Source organism: Pseudomonas sp. J452, from assembly GCF_024666525.1.
Lineage (GTDB): Bacteria > Pseudomonadota > Gammaproteobacteria > Pseudomonadales > Pseudomonadaceae > Aquipseudomonas.
In genome coordinates, this window is record NZ_CP088294.1 from 1,622,407 (window position 1) to 1,640,476 (window position 18,070).

Sequence of the window (18,070 nt, forward strand, 5' to 3'; positions counted from 1 at the left end):
GTCACTGTTCCATTAGCGAGGTCGCAGTTGATCGATGATTAAGACCAGCCAGCCATGAGGCAAAGTGACGACCCATTAGTTCTGCCCCTTCAGGGGTAAGGTGATGCGTATCGTATGTAATGGGGCCGCCGCGACTGCCGACTACTTGGCAGCTTTGTGCTGTGGGGCAGAGCGCAGATAGAGAATTGAAAAAAAGAACGCCTTTCTGATTGGCAATAATTTCAATCTCTTTATTAATGGCGATAGTTTCGGGGTCGATAAAGCCTGCTGCGGCCTCTTCAATTCCGGCGAATGATTTATGTTTTTGGTAAATGCCTGTGCTGCTTGCAAGCATGTGCTTCTGTCCGACGATAACTATCGTGGCTTTAGTTTCCTTCTGTATATGTGCGATAGTGTCCGGCAAGTACTTGGTCAAGTATTTGCTCCAATATGGGCTGATAATTATGAGATTGCTGCCCTTTAATGCGTTAGGAGAGAATGCAGTGTTTCTTTGTTTTTCGCACTGCTCTCGGTTTGACTTTGTTTTTATGAAGAGAATGTTCTCGTCATTGTAGAATTTATCCAGATTTTTTGTGGGTACTACCACCGCTCCGCAAGAATATTGCACGTGATGAACCCGTGGCGGAAAGTTCAGGCTTGGCGCGGTTTCTATTTGCGATATTGCATTTAGCATGTCTGCGGCTTGTGAATCACCAACTAGATATGTTTTAGAGTCGTTATTTTTTTGGCCTCTAGCTTGCGCCAGAGTGCCCACACATAATCCTTGTCGTTGATGTCGTACTGTGCAAGGAACTTTGTCGCCTCCGAATAGCGCCAGGTCCAGCCTCGATTAGCCCAGGCGTCGGCAGCGGGGAGTGTCAACGCTAAGGCTGCAATAGTGCAGCAAAGTGCAAATCCGGTATTTGATGATTCGTTAGTGTTTGGTTTGCTATATCGCAGAGGCTTTTCTATGAGTAGGTATAATAGGGTCGCCAAGATAAATGTGGCGGCAACCAATACTGCTTGTTGCAGCCCATTGAGGCTGTTGCTCTGGGTGTATTTAAAGAAAACTACTAGAGGCCAATGAACTAAATAAAGTGAGTAACTGAGCAGTCCTATAGTGGTTGCTGGGCGGGAAGATAGTAGCCTGCCTACAGGGTTGGATGGGCCTGCTTGTATCAGGCAGGCAGTACCAATACAGGGCAGCAGTGCAAGTAAACCCGGAAATCGCGATGTTTCGTCGAGTGAGAGTACGCTGTAGGCGATTAGTCCGAGTCCAATAAACGCGAGGGTCGAATTTCTGTAGGAATTTGGTCTGCTAAGGCTCTGAGTCCAATACAGAATTCCGCCTATAGCGAACTCGAAAATTCGCAGTGGCATCCAGTAAAATGCCGAGGATGGCGATTTTGAGAGCGTGTATTCGCAAAGAATTAGGCTGGCTAGCCCTAGTGCAATAAGGATATACGGAGTCGCTTTTTTTGCATTTCGAATGCAGATGTAAAGAAGAGCTGGCCAAATTAAATAGAATTGTTCTTCTACGCTGAGCGACCATGTGTGCAGTAAGGGTTTGAGGCTGGCCTCAGTATCGAAGTAGCCTGCCTGATTCCAGAAATAAATATTTGAGACGGATGCTAGAGAGTAGACCAGCGATCCGGCTAGCTTTTCTAAGTCTTCAGGCGAGAACAATAATGTTGCGCTAATAAATGTGATGGCTAGCACGGTGAATAGTGCTGGAAATAGTCTTCGTGTTCTGCGTAGATAGAAGCTCTTAAAGCTAAATTTATTTCGGTTAATATCCTCAAGGACTAGTCGGGTAATCAAAAAGCCGCTGATCACAAAGAAAATATCAACCCCAACGAAACCTCCTGAAAAGAACGGTATGTCGAAGTGGAAAAATATTACAGAGAGAGCTGCTATGGCTCTCAATCCGTCGATTTCTGGGTTGTATTTTTTCATATGTTCTATTGTGGGGTGTGCGGGCACAGTAACTGTCCCCGCATAAAGTCAAAATGATGCGCCACTTTTATTGCGTCGTAGATCAGCCTCTACCATCATCTGGCAGAGTTGCTCCAGCGTGGTGCTCGGTTCCCAACCCAATTCACGGCGCGCTTTCTGCGGATCACCAATAAGAAGCTCGACTTCCGCGGGGCGATAGAACTGAGGGTTTACCGCAACCAGCACCTTACCCGACTGGGTATCGATGCCCTGCTCGTGCTCTTCGCTGCCAGTCCATTCCAGCGTGGTACCGACTGCCTTGAAGGCCAAGTCGACGAAGTCACGCACGGTTTCCGTACGGTTGGTTGCCAGCACATAAGTATCCGGTTGCTCGGCCTGCAGCATACGCCACATGCCTTCGACATATTCCTTGGCAAAGCCCCAGTCGCGCTTGGCGTCCAGGTTGCCAAGCTCCAGGCGCTCCTGCTTGCCCAGTGCAATGCAGGCAACGGCGTCGGTGATCTTGCGGGTCACGAATTCTTTGCCGCGCAGAGGAGACTCGTGATTGAACAGGATGCCGCTGCTGCCGAAGATCCCATAGGACTCGCGGTAGTTGATGGTCATCCAGTGGGCATACAGCTTGGCCACACCGTAAGGGCTGCGGGGATAGAAGGGTGTGCTTTCCACTTGGGGTATGGCCTGCACCTTGCCGAACATCTCAGAAGTAGAGGCCTGGTAATAACGGATGGCTGGGTTAACGATGCGAATCGCCTCCAGCAGGTTTACTGCACCCAGCCCGGTGATTTCGGCGGTGGTCAGTGGTTGGTCGAACGATACGCCGACAAAACTTTGCGCCGCCAGGTTATACACCTCGGCAGGCTTGGCTTTTTCCATCAGACGAATGCTGGCGCTCAGGTCGGTGAGGTCATGCTCGACCAGATGCAGCTGCGGATGGTTGCGAATTTCCAATTCATCAATACGCCAGAAGTTGACCGAACTGGTACGGCGATAGGCGCCGTACACGGTGTAGCCTTTTTCCAGTAGCAGTTGTGCCAAGTAAGCGCCGTCTTGGCCGGTGATGCCGGTGATAATGGCTACTTTGGAATTCATATAGGGTCCTTTTGTACTTTCAGTGTTCTTGCTTGAGGCATTGTGTAGACGTGCCTGGCGGCTTTAGGGTAACTCCGAACAAGCCAATACCAATCCGGCTGTAGCTTGTTTAATGCGTTTCAGGCCAGCCTCAGCAGGCTGAGTCATCCGGAACCCCGGGCTCAGCCTGGGGGCTGCGTGTTACAGGCGCATTTCCCTGCATCGATCATCAAATGTCGGCGCGCCATCCACAGATTCGACAGAGCGAATAGCATCATAAGCTGTGCGTGCTTTTGGCCAGTCCATGGAAACGTACCTTGGCATAGCCGAACTGGCGCGTGATCACCCAGAACGGGTGTTCAACCTTGGCGCACACCTGCGCCTTGGCCTTCTCGATCTTGCGTTTAGCCTTGTACAGAGCTCTTCCGGTATAACCAGCGGCGGCACAGACCGCGTTTCCTTCGCAGTGCAGCAACGGGCTACCTGATTGACATCAGACATGTTGGTCGCCGTATCTGTCACGCTATACACCAGGCCAGACTCAGGGGCGGCGCCAATGTGTGCCTTCATGCCGAAATAGTACTGGTTGTCCTTCTTGGTCTGGTGCATCTCAGGATCATGCTTGCTGCCCGCGTTTTTGGTCGAACCTAGCGCATAAATGAGGATGGTATCGACGATAGTGCCTGGCTCGACGACAGCTGGGCGAGCTGGCGCTATACGAGATGAACTCCTATAGCGCCCCTTCCACCGCCCGGGTCGCTGAAAGCAAACCAGTTTTGTAGCAGGTGGATACGCATCATGGTTCCCAGCGGATACGGTGGATCGCCATTCCCGACATTGGGATAGAACGATTCGATCAGGGCCAGTATTTCTACCCACGGAGTCACCTGCTCCATCTCTGCGAGGAAGCGTTCACTTCGGGCCTGTTTGCGTTTACCAGCGTGCTCAGCATCGGAAAACTCATTTGGGGCATGCGACAGGACTAAGGTTCAGGGGTTGAATTTAGAACGAGCGCTCGACTCTAACGATAACTATTAGGTCGGGCTTCCTTTCTGCTTTGTCAAGCTCTTCAGGCAGGCTGTTAAGCTTTTGTTCCCAGTGGCCGATATAGCGAACTTCCTTGAAAGTGGCATTGAAGTACGGTTTTAATGGTTGGGTAAAGGAATCCCCTACTATCCAAACATACTTGTTAGAAAGTGGCTTGTCATTGCTCACAAGTACAGCGAAGCCGAGCGAGGTTTCTTGCTCATTTGGAATATCCTTACTAGTCCATGCAGGCTTCTCTTTCCAAATAACATCCCAATTATCCTGAGGGTGGAGTGGGAAGTTTTTCAACTTAGAAATGTCAATCAAGTCTCCGCTATGGGGTGAGCCCTGCTTGAAATCTATATTGGGAGTTGGGAGATTAAGTAGCTTGGAAAAGCCCGCATATGTCAAATATGCACCTTTTGCGTTCCAATGTGTATCAGTCATCCAATACAGAATCCCCTCTGACTTTTTCGATAAAAGCAAATCATTGGTCGGATCGTAAACAATAAGATTGGGGATCTCTTGAAGCTTGCGAAAAAAGAAACTGCTGTACTTGGTAGATGACGGAGTGAGCTTGTCAGGTAGGTACTCTGGATAGATGCTTGACTTGTCCGGGCCAATAATCAAAATGGTCTTGATGCCGTGCTTAGCACCAGCATCAGCAACTTTAGAAAAGCGCTGTCTAACCGCATTGACTTGCGCTTCAGTTGGAGTGATTGATAGCTTAATCTTAGCGACAGTATTTCCATGAGCATTGCCTAGGAAAAGCCAGTCGTTCTTTCCTCTATACCACGATAGGGAGGAGCCAAAAGCGTGTTCAAAGCCTTTGCGATTAATGGCTGATTTTTCATATCCATGCGTCTCGGTAAAATCTCTTTTACTGACAAAGATTCCGGTGCTGCCGAGGGCCAGCATTGCGCCACAAAGCGTTAGCAACTTGAGTCTGACTTTACTGTCGCCAAAGCGAAAGGGTTTTTCAAGGAATTTAACGGTAATCCAAGCAAGCACCACAGAAAGAACTACAGCAGCAATACGTATGTAGGGGCTTGGCACATCAGCTTCAATAATTTTAGCGAATGACAAGATAGGCCAGTGCCAAAGGTAGAGGGGGAAGCTGATTAAGCCGAACCAAACTGCTAATTTGCTAGATAGTATCTTGCGATTAATCCATGTTTTGGGGCCGGCCCAGATAATCAAGGTGGCGCCTAAAATAGGGAGGATAGCCCGCCAGCCAGGAAAGCTTAAATCCTTATTAATGCTCCAAAAACCATACACTAAAAGTGAGAGGCCAAAAAATGAAATGACGTTAGAGAGAGTATTTCCGTCCGCTTCCACCTCATCCCGATAGCTGGCTTTGGTAAGCCAACTGCCAACCCTTGGATTGAAGCCAGTAAACGAATCTTTCTTGTAGAGCGCGAACCAAGCCAAAGCACTTCCACTCAGCAGCTCCCAGAATCTAGTTTGTGGTGAGTAGAAAGTGGCTACGGTGTCCTGCTGGATTCCTTTAAGATTTAGAGCGAATGAAGCCAGGGCAACACCAATAGTGACCATGAGCGTATTGAACTTTCCCTTCCAGGCAATCCAGAGAGCGAGAGGCCAGACAATATAAAATTGCTCTTCAATGCCTAAGCTCCACAAGTGCAAGAGGGGTTTGGTCTCTGCCGAGTTGTCAAAATAGCCGGCCTCACTCCATAAGATAAAGTTAGAAATGAATCCGGCGCCTGCGGCAATGTGCTTGCCTAATTGATTGAGCTCGTCAGGAATAAGGACAAGCCAGCCAAATATCAAGCAAGAGAATAAAACCAAAATAAGGGCTGGGAAAATGCGTCGAATACGCCTTGCGTAGAACTCAGAGAAGCTGAAAGTGCCTCTGTCTAAATTTTCAAAAATTATTGTAGAAATCAGAAAGCCAGAGATAACAAAGAAGATGTCAACGCCGATAAATCCGCCTTTCATCAAATCCGGAAATGCGTGGTAGGCCACTACAGATAACACGGCAACCGCTCTTAAGCCGTCAATGTCTGGCCGATACTTAGGATGTGAAAGATGCGAAGTCGGTGTCGTCATTTCAAGTAGGCTCAATCTCTATGGCTCTTTGCAGCCTTGGTAATGGGAGAATCTTAATGTTATGGGCGGAGAAACTTGCATGCAAAGTCTGATCTTTCGGTACGCTGCTGCCCTAAATTTTGTATCGATCAAAATCGGCGTCCTAGTGCTGATAGCACTGTTGACGCCCAGGCCTTTGCTTTCAAAGCCCAGCTGCTACGTCGTTCCTGTGACCAGTAGCATGTAACATGCATGAGCCTGTGCACGCCTATATTGGAAAATTTTCTGAGTTGGTGCTCTCGGCAGGTCACGCTTTGAAGGTAATTAGGTCAGATATCCTGCTGATCGAAATTTCTTTCGGCCCACTCTAGCAATTGGAGATCTAAGTGATTCATTTCTTGCAGTATGCTTTTTGTTTTTTGGCTGATTTGTTTAGGGTGGATTGAGCTATTGACTCTCTGGACAAGCATGGGACGAAATAATCCAAATTTGAAGCACAGCATGTCAATGGACTCATCAAGTCTTGAGTTTAGTGCAAAAAAATCTATGTTTCTGAGCGTGCTTATAGCCTTTTGCAGGTGCTTGCTGTCCAGCTTGGTTTCTTCTTCACTGGCGCCGCTAAGCAATCTGGTTTGTAGATTGCTGAACGGACCGCTAATAACAAAGTCCTCGACTGATATCAGATCTTCGAGGCTAAGTTGATGCGCCGCATGTATCCTGGCTATTCCTTTGGGTCGCCACTGGTCATGGTTTGGATCTAGGCTGCGCCAAAAAGAATAGGTAGAGATGCAGCGCTCCACGGGATGGCGCAGAGATGTTATTTTCTTGTAACTCTTTGTGTTGGCGGTTTGGCTGATGTTCAAGTGGCCATGTATGAAGTCAAAGCGCTCCAGTTCGGCTTGTGTATAGTTTGTAAGGTCGGCCGGATTCGTGATGTGCAGGATTCTGTGGGAATTAACAGCATTTTCAATAACGCTACGGAACGCCACACCCCCAGTTTTTGGGATGTGTAGGTAGAGTAATTTGTCCATTGTTCAGCGAATCGTAATTGCAGAAAAGGCAATTCCAAGAAGCCTGTTGTCCAGTTCGGCAGGCTTGCATGGTGCAATGGATGATATTTCTATGTGCGTGTGTGTTTTATTGGTAATGGCGTGCTCTGGTATCTCGTACGTCAGTACATTTTCAAGCCTCGCCGGACTCTTTAATTTTTCACCATTGTAGATGATGCTCATTGAGTCAATGTGGCTGGGTGTGATCGCGTGAAAGATGGTGAGTGATATGGTTTTCTCTCTAGGCGCTATTTTTCCAAAATAGATATTCGCTGTAGCGGATGGGCCAGTGAAGCGCCATTGCACTTCTGAGTTTTCTTCGCGTGTGTGCCAGCCATCGCCTGCCAGGGGTTGGTCGAATGTGTAATAAAGTTCGCTTTGTTCGGGAGATTGCTCAAGGTCTTTTATAAATCGCTCACGGAGCATTTCTCGAAAAGCATTTTCGTAAGAAGAAAGCATTTTCTGTCTCGCGTATTCATAAATCATGTATTCGAACTTGTTTCTGTTTAAGAACTCATTCTTTGTGGCTTGCGCCACGTCGTAGTTGGTGCGCTGGGTTGAGTTTCTAATAACAGGGTTTTGAGGCGCGCTATTGGTTTTATAAGCAAGAAGCTGGAGGCTTTTCTCCATGTCTTCCACTATTCCTATATAGTGGAATTTGTCGAGATTTTGGCAGGCCATTTCATAGCGCTGCTCAAGGCTATGGCTGGCGTTAAATACATCGCCGGATAGAAAGAACAGTTGATTGTTCTGTACTCTTCCGCGAATGCCCCTCTCTTGGGAAAGAAGATACTCATCAAGAGATAGTGATTGTATTCTCTTTATGACGTCGGCTTGTTCTGGCGGCAAGCTGGAAAAATCATAGCTGCCTTTTTTGACGAAAAAATACTCCGATATCGATCTCTCAAAAGGGTCGCGTAGGAACGTGAATACTTTATCCCCTATGCAGGGGCGTCTCTCGATAAATGAAATGTCGAAATGGCCGTGAATTAGTTTGGTCGTATTCTGTGCGTCAATATCCAGAATAAACCTGTTCGGATCCTCTACATGCACAACTTCATTCTTGTGGTGTTTCGCGGAAAGAATTTCTCTGACTGCTACGCCAGCGGTTTTTGGTATATGAAGAAATATCCACATTGGTAGTCGGCCTATTAACGAGCCTGGCGAGCACGGATTTCAGTGCAGCGGCTTTTCTGCTGTGCGGAAACCTTTAATGCGGAGTTTGAGCTCATTATGTGTTGCGCTGCTAAGGAGCCAATGGTTTTGGCTCGGTCTTCTTGCTTATAGACTTCATACATTTTGGTCGCAGCGTCTTTCTGACTGGGCTCTGCCCAAAATTGTCCCTTCTTGTACGGGCCATAATCTTTCGTCAGTTCAACAAGTTCGTAGCTGACAGGCAACGAATTCTCTTCATTCATAAAGTCCACATTGCCAGACCAATTTGTCGCAATCACAGGTTTGCCCAGATACATGGCTTCGGCAATCGGCAAGCCAAACCCTTCTGCGCGATGCAGGCTAACGTAGCAGTCGCAGGCATTGAGCAGGTTGTTGAGGGTATTGCGATCCAGGTATTCGTGGATGAGCTGAATGCGCGGCTCTTCGTCCATGGCGGCGAAGATGGCTTCCGATAGCTCCGGCTGGTGGTCGAGGTTGGACAGCTTGATGATCAGCTTGACCTTGGCCTCTGGTTTATCGGCAAAGGCTAGGCGGAATGCCTCCACCACGCCCATGGGGTTCTTGCGCTGCGGAATGCTCAGCACGTCGGACATGTGCAGGAAGATGAAGTGGTCTTCCGGCAGATGTAGGTCTGCGCGGCTGAGGGGCTTCTCGATCTTCACCTCGATGGCGGGCGGGATCACGTGCACGGGTTTGTCGGTGTACTTGGAGATGGCCTGACGGTTGTATTCGGTAGAGACCCAGATTTCATCGACCTGCTCATAGGCGAAATGCAGGAAGTCCGGGAATTCGGGCATTTCCCAGTACCAGTAACCGATGGTGTAGCGCCCATCGAACAGTTCTTTACCCAGGTGCTCGCGGGCGACCCTGGTCTGGTCGGCGTTCACGTGCATCAGGTTGATGGGGTACAGCGCTTCGTTCACATGTCCGTCGATGACTTCGCCCATTCGCGAGATATTGCCGAGGCGGTAGTCGATAAGGGAATAGGGCAGTTCGGAGCAGCGTAGAGCGCGTAACGAGGCGCGGGCGGCTTCGCCGACACCGCTCTCGGCGTGCAGATAACCAATCAGGTTGATGCCGGTTTCCAGGCTGCTGGGCAGTGCCGGTGCAGCTTCCTGTCCCGGCGCTGTCAATAGCGGACGAGGGTAGGCCTTGCGTAGTACCCAGCCCGCATAGGGATACAGGGCAATGCGCAGATTGAGCGGGATGCGCTTGCGCTGCTGCCAGGCCAGGCGGAACAGGCGGCTGCTGACATGGCTGACTGGCGAGGCGGGCTGTTGGGCGATCTGGCTGCGCCCCCGCTCGACTTCGGCGCGAATGGGTTGCAGGTAGATATCGTGCAGGCCTGCTTCGCGTGGCGCCGACTCCAGGAGCCAGTCTGCAAAGCGGATGCTGTCGATGGTGTCTACGACCGGGAAGGCCGTGCGCAGATCCTCGCGGGACTCCCATAGGGCCAAGGCCAGTGCGGTCAGGGCAATACCGTCACGAGGCGAGGTGACTCGGCGGTTGAGCGCGGCATGAATATGCGGACACTGGCTGCTGTCGAAGAAGTCGATGTCGCCCAGTTTATTGCTCGTGCGTATCAGGCGCCTCGCAGCATCTGGCACCTTAACGCCATCGGCGAACAGGCTAAAGGCATAGGGGAGGCTGCTGAAGCGTTCGATCCCATTACGCTGCAGAGCCGTCTCATAAAGAGTACAAAGCGCTCGTAGAGCGCGGTTGGAGTTCTTATTGAAGCGATTCTGGTGCTTGCTCAGTGTGCTTGCATCAATCGAGAAGCCAGAGAAGTGGAAGAAGGTCAGTGGCTTGCCATCAACGGTGTAGCTGCCCTGGGAGTCCTGGCCGAGCTGGCGATGGTTGAGGTTCCAGTAGGCAATGTTCCAGCTGGTATCGCGATTGATGTACACGCCATTGAACATGGACGGGACAAGGTCCATCCACTTTTGGTCGACGAATAGGTTGCGCGGTAAGTCGACCACGCACTCTTTGTACAATTTGTCTTGCCACCACTTCACCAGTTTCAGGGTTTCTTCGCAGGTGCGCAGGGCGATATAGCCGAGGTTGTAAGAACCGGCCTGGAGTATTTGTAGTTCGGTCGGGGTTTTACCGTCGTCCAGAATATCGGTCAGGTGCGGGGTCAGCAGTACATTGTGCTGGTCGAGTAGACCCAGCATTTCGTCCAGTGGGCGGAATACGCGAATGTCGGGGTCGAAATATATAACCTTACGATATCCCCGCTTCATCAGCAGTTCGATGATGTAAGGTTTGATTGCGGTATTCAGTTCAAGAATCGAATACTGGTAGATGAAAGTGCCAAGTTGGGGAATTTCCAACTGATCAATCGAAACGATATCGTCCGCAGTCGGGCAGTCTGTATCAGCAGTCTTGAGATCACACAGCCCTAGCACTAGATCAGCTGATGGGCAGTGTTCCTGGAGGCTTTCGAACAATGTATTGGCATAGTGCAAATAGTTGTTGGAGACAATCGTGAAAATGCAAATGTCGCGGTTCATCTCAGGTGACATGTGATCCGTATTCCCTATCTGTCTAAACTTGGCTTGGACGCGGGGGCAGGCTAGGTTTTTACTTGCTGTCCTAGTCCGCTCTGCTGTTCGTCGAATTGGCGCCGTATCTCCTTGTAAGCCTCTGCGGCATCTTGCAACGCAGCGTCTTTCTGTTCGAGTAAGCTCTTGAAATTTTTTATTTCTCTCTGAAGCTCTTCGTAGGCATGTGCGGCGTGTTGTAATGCAGCGTCTTTCTGGCTGAGTAGTTGCTCAAAATTCGCTATCTGAAGATTATTGGCTTCAAGCTGCTGGGCTAAGTGTTTGCATGCTTGCTCGGCAAGATGCTCGTGGTAGCTTTTGAAGCGATCGAAGACATTGGGTGGTGTGCTGCACTCGGGTAGGCTCAGCGGAAAGTCTTTGCGGTAGTAGAACCGATTGAGGCCGTCGCAATAGAAAAGGCAGTAATGCTTTGCTATCAGTGGCTCCCAGTCTTGGTGCGTGGGCTTCAGAGATTCAGGGTGAACAGCCTCTATCAACAGAATACTGGGGTTCACCACGGCAAAGTTTGCGCCAAGTAGTACCTCTTTCTCGAAGCCTTCCACATCGATCTTGAGGAAGTCGACGCGCTGCGTGCCTACGTATTTCAGCCAGATTTCGTTGAGCGAGACGACCTCTACATCGATTTCCTGGATGACTCGCCCTGTGCTCTGATAATGGCTTGCCAGTCCGTTTTCCAGCGTGGATGTGCCTTGATCCTCGGTGATGTAAAGCGTCTGGCGGCCCGACTGACGCCCCACGCACAGGTTCAGGTTGGTGTCGCGAGTACGCTCTCGCTGTAGTTCTGCGAACAGTAGCGGTTGTGGTTCGATGTTGATGCCGTGCCAACCACGCAGGTAGAAGTGCTGGGTCACTGAATCGTAGATGGGGTGGCATGCACCAATATCTACGTAGAACCCCTTAGCTTCATTCGCGAATATGCGGCTGAGGATGATGTCCTCGCGGTTTTGTGCATAGCTGATCCGCTCGTCGCATGGTTCTGTTGAGGCAATGCTCATCAAGTACTCCTGATCCTGCCGCCCTCGAAAGTTACGACGCTATCGGTCCAGTTTTTGAGTTTCACCGGTGAGTGGGAAACCAGTACGAGCGCGCAGCCATTTTCGATTGTGTGCATGACGGCTTGCTCACATTTCTTCTGGAAGTCTTGATCGCCCACTGACAGTACTTCGTCAATCAGCAAAAGGTCGACATCCATGGCCAGGGCTACTGCGAAACCAAGGCGTGCACGCATCCCGGAGGAGTATGTGCCGAGAGGATCATTCATCTGCTCGCCCAGCTCACAGAACTCATGGATATACGCCAGTCTCGAGCGTGCATCGCGCGCGCTCATACCCATGAGCATGCCGCTGAGCAAGGCGTTATCCCAGCCATTGAGTCGTGGATCAAAGCCAGCTTGTAGAGAAAGCATCAACACTCGGGCGCCATGATTGACAACCTTGCCCCGGTCGGGGGTATAGATACCGGCCATAAGGCGCAGCAGCGTCGATTTGCCTGCGCCGTTGTGTCCCATGATCCCAAGGCGTTGGCCGGCGTGGATATCTAGGGTGACTCCGTTGATTACCGGGTGGTCGCTGGTTCGAAACGCGGAGCGCCGCACGCGGTAGCTTAGATGCACGTCGTGCAGCTTGAGCAGCAGTGGTGTGCTCATGTCATTCCTGGATAATTCGTGCGTACTGTTGGTTGAAGCGGCTCAGCATAGCAAGTACCAATGTGCTGCTCAGTAACGTGGCTGCGGCGATGATGCCGAGTAATTGCCAGTCAGGTTGATTGCCGCGAATCAGAATTTCCCGGTAGCTCTCCAGTAGCACATAGACGGGGTTCAGGTTGAGTAGCCATTGAAGGTGTGCGGGGATGATGTCTCGCGTAAAGAAAACACCTGAAAGAAACATGCCAAGTTGTAGGCAGGCCGGCACTATGACCCGTAGGTCTGGAAGGAAGGGCATCAGCGTGGCAACAAGGCCTGCCAGCGAGATAGTCAGCAGCAGCTGAATCAGGAATATGACAGGGTAGATCAGCAGCAACTTGCCCGGTTGGTAGCCGAGTAGCCAGAGCACGACAAGGAGGATAAGCGTGACTATCAGTTGTTTTGCCGTGTCTCGGAAAATCTCTGCAAGGGGGAAGATTGCCACATGCAGCGGGAGCTGCAGGATTAGCCCGCGTCCAACCATGATTGATGCACTGGCGTTCATTACTGACTTGGACAGCCATAGCCAATGGACAATGCCTACCAGCAGGTAGGCTACATAGTCGTCTCCGCCATGGCGCAATAGCACACCGAACGCTAGATAATAGACGATTAGGTGCATGGCTGGTTCGATCAGCCACCAAAGGTACCCTAGGCGGGTGCCTTTGGACTCCGATTTGAGCCCCATTAGAGCGCGATACCATGCGAGACGGAGGTCGTCGATAACGATGCCTCTGCGCATGCTTGTTGAACCAAGCATCTAGGTTTCCTTGGGTCAGAGCCGGCCGTAGTTGTCTTCGAAGCGTACTATGTCGTCTTCGCCCAAATAATCGCCGCTCTGAACCTCGATGAGTACTAGATCGATGACACCCGGATTGGCGAGTCGGTGTTTGTTGCCTGCCGGGATGAAGGTGGATTCATTGCTGTTGAGTATCAGCTCGTTATCGCCGTTGACGACCTTTGCGACACCGCTGACGACAATCCAGTGTTCACTGCGATGGTGATGCATTTGTAATGAGAGGGAGGCTCCGGGGCGAACCACTATTCGCTTTATCTTGAAGCGATCACCTTCCTCAAGCGTGGTGTAAGTGCCCCAAGGGCGATGCACGGTTCGATGCAAGATATGGGCATCATGGCCGTTGCTTTTAAGCTGGCTAACAATGCTTTTTACATCTTGTGCATGTTCCTTGTGGGCAACCAGGATGGCGTCTGGAGTGTCCACTATCACCAGATCGTTAACACCCACGAGAGCGGTCAAGCGTTCGGGGCTGTGAACAAAATTATTGTGCGCAGTGTGCGAGAGCACTTCTCCGATGCACCGGTTGCCGTTCGCGTCCGGCGCGGTGAGTTCACTCATTGCATTCCATGAGCCAATATCGCTCCAGCCCAGATCGCAGGGCACGGTTGCAACGTTGGCGGAGCGCTCCATCAGGGCGTAATCGATAGAGATATCTTCTGCCAGGCTAAATGCATCGGCATTCAATGTCAGGCGGCGTCCACTCTCATTAGTGCGGCCAGTTTCGACTGCAGCCAGCACGGGAGTCAGTACATTGGGCGCATGGCTAGCCATTTCTTCCAAGAGGCGGCTGACCTTGAAGCAGAACATGCCGGAGTTCCAATAGTAGTTCCCGGCAGAGCAGTAGCTTTCTGCGGTCACCAAATCGGGTTTCTCGACAAATCGATGAACCTTGAAGCCTTCAGGCCATTCTTGCGTACGGTCCGCTTCGATGTAGCCGAAGCCTGTTTCCGGATATAGCGGCTTGATACCGAAAGTCACCAGCCAACCGTTTTCGGCCAGGTTGCGGGCTTTGGCGACAGCTTGTGCAAAGGCTTCTTCGTTCTGAATCAGATGGTCGGCTGGTAGCACCAGCATGAGGGCGTCCGGCCCATAGAGTTGCTGCAACTGAACGGCGGCACTGGCAATGGCTGCGGCAGTATTGCGGCCGAAAGGTTCAAGGACGTAAGTCAGGTTGCACTGTTGGGTGCTGACGGCGGCATAGACATCTTCTGTTGCAAAGAACAGCTCTCGATTGGTCACCGTCATGACGTTGAGGGTGCCATCTAGGGCTAATGCGCGCAGCAGGGTCTTCTGGAGGAGATTCTGCCCATCAGGGAGTGGAAGAAAGGGCTTCGGATGAGACTCTCGGGAAACTGGCCACAGGCGACTTCCTGCTCCGCCGCAAATGATCACTGGGTACAACATCGATCAACGTTCCTTCTCTATGCGCTCAAGCCAGCACCTGACCAGCTGGTCAGGCATTTTCCCCTCCCCAGGGGATTCGGTTCAAGTGGGAGTCTCAAAAGACGTCGCCTCTGAAGAGTGGTTCCTAAGTTTTCCGACGAGCTGCAATGCGGCGAAAGCCTTTACCAAGCCCTAATTTAGCGTAGACCGAGTCGAGGATAGGGGCTGTTGCGCAAATGAAAAAGCCCACCGTTAAGTGGGCTTTTTTATTTTGGTGCCGGCACCAGGAATCGAACCCGGGACCTACTGATTACAAGTCAGTTGCTCTACCAGCTGAGCTATACCGGCAAGGGCGGCCATTATAGCCATTGGCGCCACGGAGTAAACCCGTTGCGATACAGAAGAAATGAGGGCTGGGTATCAGCAGCAATTTGCTTATGCACAATGACGAGGCGTGTCTGCCGCGCTTGGGCGAATTTTGTGCGGCAGATCGCAGATGGCTATAACGCGCTGTTTTTTATCGACTTTTAATTTTGATCAAGAAAGCGGCAGCTGCCTGAGAGGCTGAATCCGTGGGCTCTGGGGCGAGTTCTGCAGAATCTACTCACAGAGTTATCCACAGCTTTTGTGGATGGATTGTCAGTGGCGTTCGGCAAGCAGCAGCAGATTGCGTGGGCTGAGCTGGTAGCTGCAGAAACTGCCCAGCCTGACGCGGTAGCCCTGTTCTTCGAGGTACAGGGCGCGATCGAGCAGCAGCCAGAGTTCGAGGGGGCGGCGGAACAGGTTGCGCAGCAGCTCGAGGTTGCGCACCTGGGCCAGGCGTTGCCAGCCTTGGGCTTCGAGATGCAGCCAGTCGCGCGGCGCGGGGGCGGGCAGCTCCTTGAGCGCGGCCAGGTCGCGGCAGTAGTCGGCGAAGTCCTTGGCCAGCCAGCTGACCGGCAGTGAGGGGGTTGGCAGGTACTGGTCGCTGCCGCGCAGTTGTCGCTGCAGCAGGTCGAACGCCAGACGCCGGGCCATCGACTGGTCGCGCTGGCGGCGCACGCGCTGACCGGCAGTCACGGTTTCACTGAGCGGCAGGCCCAGGTCGTCGCGTGACAGCTGCAAGGTTGAGCTCTGCGCGGGATGGGAGAGCGGTTGGTAGTGCGTAGCCTGGATACGGTTGTAGCAGCACGGCGCCACCGCCAGCTGCCGGCAGCCCTTGGCGCTGGCCAGTTGCAGCAGGCGCACATGCAGGTCGCCGCAGGCGTGCAGGGCCACTGGTGTGTGTTCGGCCAGCAGTTTGTCTGCGGCATCGGCGGCCAGCACATCCTGCTGCTGGTGCAGCACCGGCAGATGAAGGCGTGTGCTCAGTTGCTGGCCGGCGGCGACCAGTTGCGGGTCGTATTCCAGGCAGGTCAGTGCGCTGCCGTCGTGGGCTAGCAGGCGGCCGAGGTGGCCTTTGCCGGCACACCAGTCGAGCCAGTGGCTGGGTGGCTGGCGAAAGTGCAGGCGGCTGGCGAAGGCCTCGATCTGCTGCCATTTGCGCCCCGGCACATCGACCGAGTAGCGCGCCGGCAGGCTTGCCGGTGTTGTGCCAGGAAACTCGTCGAGTTCGCTCAACTGCTGTGCTGTGCGCGCTAGTTGCGGGAAAGGCGCGGGGGCGTCGAGCCGGTGTGGCTGATTGTGGCTGGCTTCGGCCTGCTCCAGGCTGCGCGCACGCAGCCATTGGGCTAATTCTGGGTGGTCGAGTTCCCAGGGCAGACTCAGGCTGGTGAAGGGTTTCGGGCGCCACAAAGCCTGGTGGGCGACGAGAAAATCGTCCAGGGCCTGGAAACGGGGCAGCAGGTCGGAACCGGTCAGCGGCATGGTGTGGGCGCAGGCAGGAGGTGTGGCCATTCTACCTGCTGCCCTCCCGGCCGGGAGGGCGTACAGGATTTAGCGGCCCTGGCAGGCATCCACCCGCAAACGGCGCTCCAGCAGCTTGAAGCCGCGTACCAGGACGTAGGCGATGACCAGGTAGAACATCCCGGCGGCGAAGAAGATCTCCACCGGCAGGTAGGTGCGGGCGATGATGGTGCGTGCCATGCCGGTCAGCTCGAGCAGGGTCACCGTACTGGCCAGGGCGCTGGCCTTGAGCATCAGGATCACTTCGTTGCTGTAGGCCGGCAGGCCGATGCGCGCGGCGCGCGGCAGGATGATGTAGAACATCGCCTGCGCCCGCGACATGCCCAAGGCGCGGGCGGCTTCGATCTCGCCCGGTGGCACTGCCTGGATCGCGCCGCGCAGGATTTCGGCGATATAGGCGGCGGTGTGCATGGTCATGGTCAGGATTGCGCACCAGTAAGGATCGCGCAGATAGGGCCAGAGCGGGCCGTTGCGCACGATATCGAACTGCGCCACGCCGTAGTAGACGAGAAACAGCTGCACCAGCAGCGGCGTACCACGGAAGAAGAAGATATAGCCGTAGGGCAGGGCGCGCACATACCAGTGCCGCGAGGCGCGGGCGATGCCCATGGGCAGGGCGAGGATCAGCCCGGCGATAACGGCGATGCCGACCAGTTCGAGGGTCAGCCAGGCACCTTCGAGCAGCTTGGGCAGGTATTTGACGATGACTTCCCAGTTCACGACGCGCTCCTGACAAAACCACGGCTGGAGCGTTTCTCGAGGAAATGCATGCCGATCATGGCGAGGACGGTCAGCCCCAGGTAGATGAAGGCGGCGACCAGGAAGAAGGTGAAGGGTTCCTTGCTGGCGGTCACGGCGATCTGCGCGCGGCGCATGAGTTCTTCCAGGCCGATGACCGAGACCAGCGCGGTGTCCTTCATCAGGATCATGAAGAGGTTGCCCAGGCCGGGCAGAGCGATGCGCCACATCTGCGGCAGGATCAGCCGCCAGAAGATCCGTGGACTGGACAGGCCGAGAGCCTGGCCGGCTTCGCGGTGGCCCTTGGGGATGGCCAGGATGGCGCCGCGGAACACCTCGGTGGCGTAGGCGCCGAAGCACAGGCCGAGGGCGATGGTGCCGGCGGCGAAGGCATTCAGTTCGAGGTCGGGTTTGCCCAGGGCTTCACCGATGCTGCGCATCAGGTTGACCGTGCCGAAGTAGATCAGCAGGACCCAGAGCAGTTCGGGCACGCCGCGAACGATGGTCGAGTAGCTGCCACCAAGCCATTGCAGCGGCTTGTGCGGCGAAGTCTTGGCCAGGGCGCCGAGCAGGCCGAGCACGAGGCCTAGGCACAGCGCGGACAGCGCCAACTGGATGGTCATCAGCGCGCCAGCCAGCAGGGCCGGGCCGAATCCGTGGAGGTCGAAGATCATCGGAGGACTACTGCGAGGAATGACCGCCGCCCGGTTGGACGGCG

Annotated in this window: 14 protein-coding genes, 1 tRNA gene and 1 pseudogene; all 16 read right to left on the minus strand. The window is 53.2% G+C overall.

What is annotated here, in order from left to right:
- Position 1: 1 nt before the first annotated feature.
- The 16 genes and pseudogenes from LRS11_RS07320 to LRS11_RS07395 all read right to left on the minus strand — a co-directional run bounded on the left by LRS11_RS07320 (position 2) and on the right by LRS11_RS07395 (position 18,026).
- On the minus strand, positions 2 to 754 hold the full coding sequence (locus LRS11_RS07320) for an SGNH hydrolase domain-containing protein (protein ID WP_260496205.1): 753 nt from the start codon (positions 752 to 754) through the stop codon (positions 2 to 4).
- On the minus strand, positions 697 to 1,935 hold the full coding sequence (locus tag LRS11_RS07325) for an acyltransferase family protein (protein ID WP_260496206.1): 1,239 nt from the start codon (positions 1,933 to 1,935) through the stop codon (positions 697 to 699). Before LRS11_RS07325 ends, LRS11_RS07320 begins: the two co-directional genes overlap by 58 nt.
- Positions 1,936 to 1,983: 48 nt before the next feature.
- Complete coding sequence (gene gmd, locus LRS11_RS07330; RefSeq protein WP_260496207.1) at positions 1,984 to 3,024, minus strand: GDP-mannose 4,6-dehydratase; 1,041 nt, start codon at positions 3,022 to 3,024, stop codon at positions 1,984 to 1,986.
- A 161-nt stretch (positions 3,025 to 3,185) separates the two neighbouring features.
- A pseudogene (locus LRS11_RS07335) lies at positions 3,186 to 3,983 on the minus strand (transposase).
- A gap of 22 nt (positions 3,984 to 4,005) precedes the next feature.
- The gene (locus LRS11_RS07340; RefSeq protein WP_260496208.1) at positions 4,006 to 6,114 is read right to left on the minus strand and encodes an acyltransferase family protein; all 2,109 of its coding nucleotides are present in this window, start codon (positions 6,112 to 6,114) and stop codon (positions 4,006 to 4,008) included.
- Between the two features lie 293 nt (positions 6,115 to 6,407).
- Positions 6,408 to 7,109 (minus strand): sulfotransferase family protein, encoded by a 702-nt coding sequence (locus LRS11_RS07345; protein ID WP_260496209.1) that lies wholly within the window; start codon positions 7,107 to 7,109, stop codon positions 6,408 to 6,410.
- A gap of 3 nt (positions 7,110 to 7,112) precedes the next feature.
- On the minus strand, positions 7,113 to 8,264 hold the full coding sequence (locus LRS11_RS07350) for a sulfotransferase family protein (RefSeq protein ID WP_260496210.1): 1,152 nt from the start codon (positions 8,262 to 8,264) through the stop codon (positions 7,113 to 7,115).
- 14 nt (positions 8,265 to 8,278) lie between these two features.
- Positions 8,279 to 10,816, minus strand: a complete 2,538-nt coding sequence (locus LRS11_RS07355; RefSeq protein WP_260496211.1) for a glycosyltransferase — start codon at positions 10,814 to 10,816, stop codon at positions 8,279 to 8,281.
- Positions 10,817 to 10,878: 62 nt separating this feature from the next.
- Positions 10,879 to 11,862 carry an FkbM family methyltransferase gene (locus LRS11_RS07360; protein WP_260496212.1) on the minus strand — a complete coding sequence of 328 codons (984 nt, stop codon included), beginning with the start codon at positions 11,860 to 11,862 and terminating at the stop codon, positions 10,879 to 10,881.
- Positions 11,862 to 12,512 carry an ABC transporter ATP-binding protein gene (locus tag LRS11_RS07365; protein WP_260496213.1) on the minus strand — a complete coding sequence of 217 codons (651 nt, stop codon included), beginning with the start codon at positions 12,510 to 12,512 and terminating at the stop codon, positions 11,862 to 11,864. Before LRS11_RS07365 ends, LRS11_RS07360 begins: the two co-directional genes overlap by 1 nt.
- Position 12,513: 1 nt before the next feature.
- A complete protein-coding gene (locus LRS11_RS07370; RefSeq protein ID WP_260496214.1) occupies positions 12,514 to 13,308 on the minus strand; it encodes an ABC transporter permease in 795 nt (264 codons plus the stop codon).
- 15 nt (positions 13,309 to 13,323) lie between these two features.
- Positions 13,324 to 14,751, minus strand: a complete 1,428-nt coding sequence (locus LRS11_RS07375; RefSeq protein ID WP_260496215.1) for a mannose-1-phosphate guanylyltransferase/mannose-6-phosphate isomerase — start codon at positions 14,749 to 14,751, stop codon at positions 13,324 to 13,326.
- Between the two features lie 251 nt (positions 14,752 to 15,002).
- Positions 15,003 to 15,078: transfer RNA gene (locus LRS11_RS07380), tRNA-Thr, on the minus strand.
- A 291-nt stretch (positions 15,079 to 15,369) separates the two neighbouring features.
- Entirely contained in the window at positions 15,370 to 16,605 is a 1,236-nt protein-coding gene (locus LRS11_RS07385) for a methyltransferase (RefSeq protein ID WP_409519789.1), read from the minus strand.
- A 39-nt stretch (positions 16,606 to 16,644) separates the two neighbouring features.
- Positions 16,645 to 17,334, minus strand: a complete 690-nt coding sequence (locus LRS11_RS07390; protein WP_260496216.1) for an ABC transporter permease — start codon at positions 17,332 to 17,334, stop codon at positions 16,645 to 16,647.
- The gene (locus tag LRS11_RS07395; RefSeq protein WP_260496217.1) at positions 17,331 to 18,026 is read right to left on the minus strand and encodes an ABC transporter permease; all 696 of its coding nucleotides are present in this window, start codon (positions 18,024 to 18,026) and stop codon (positions 17,331 to 17,333) included. Before LRS11_RS07395 ends, LRS11_RS07390 begins: the two co-directional genes overlap by 4 nt.
- Between the last annotated feature and the right edge of the window lie 44 nt (positions 18,027 to 18,070).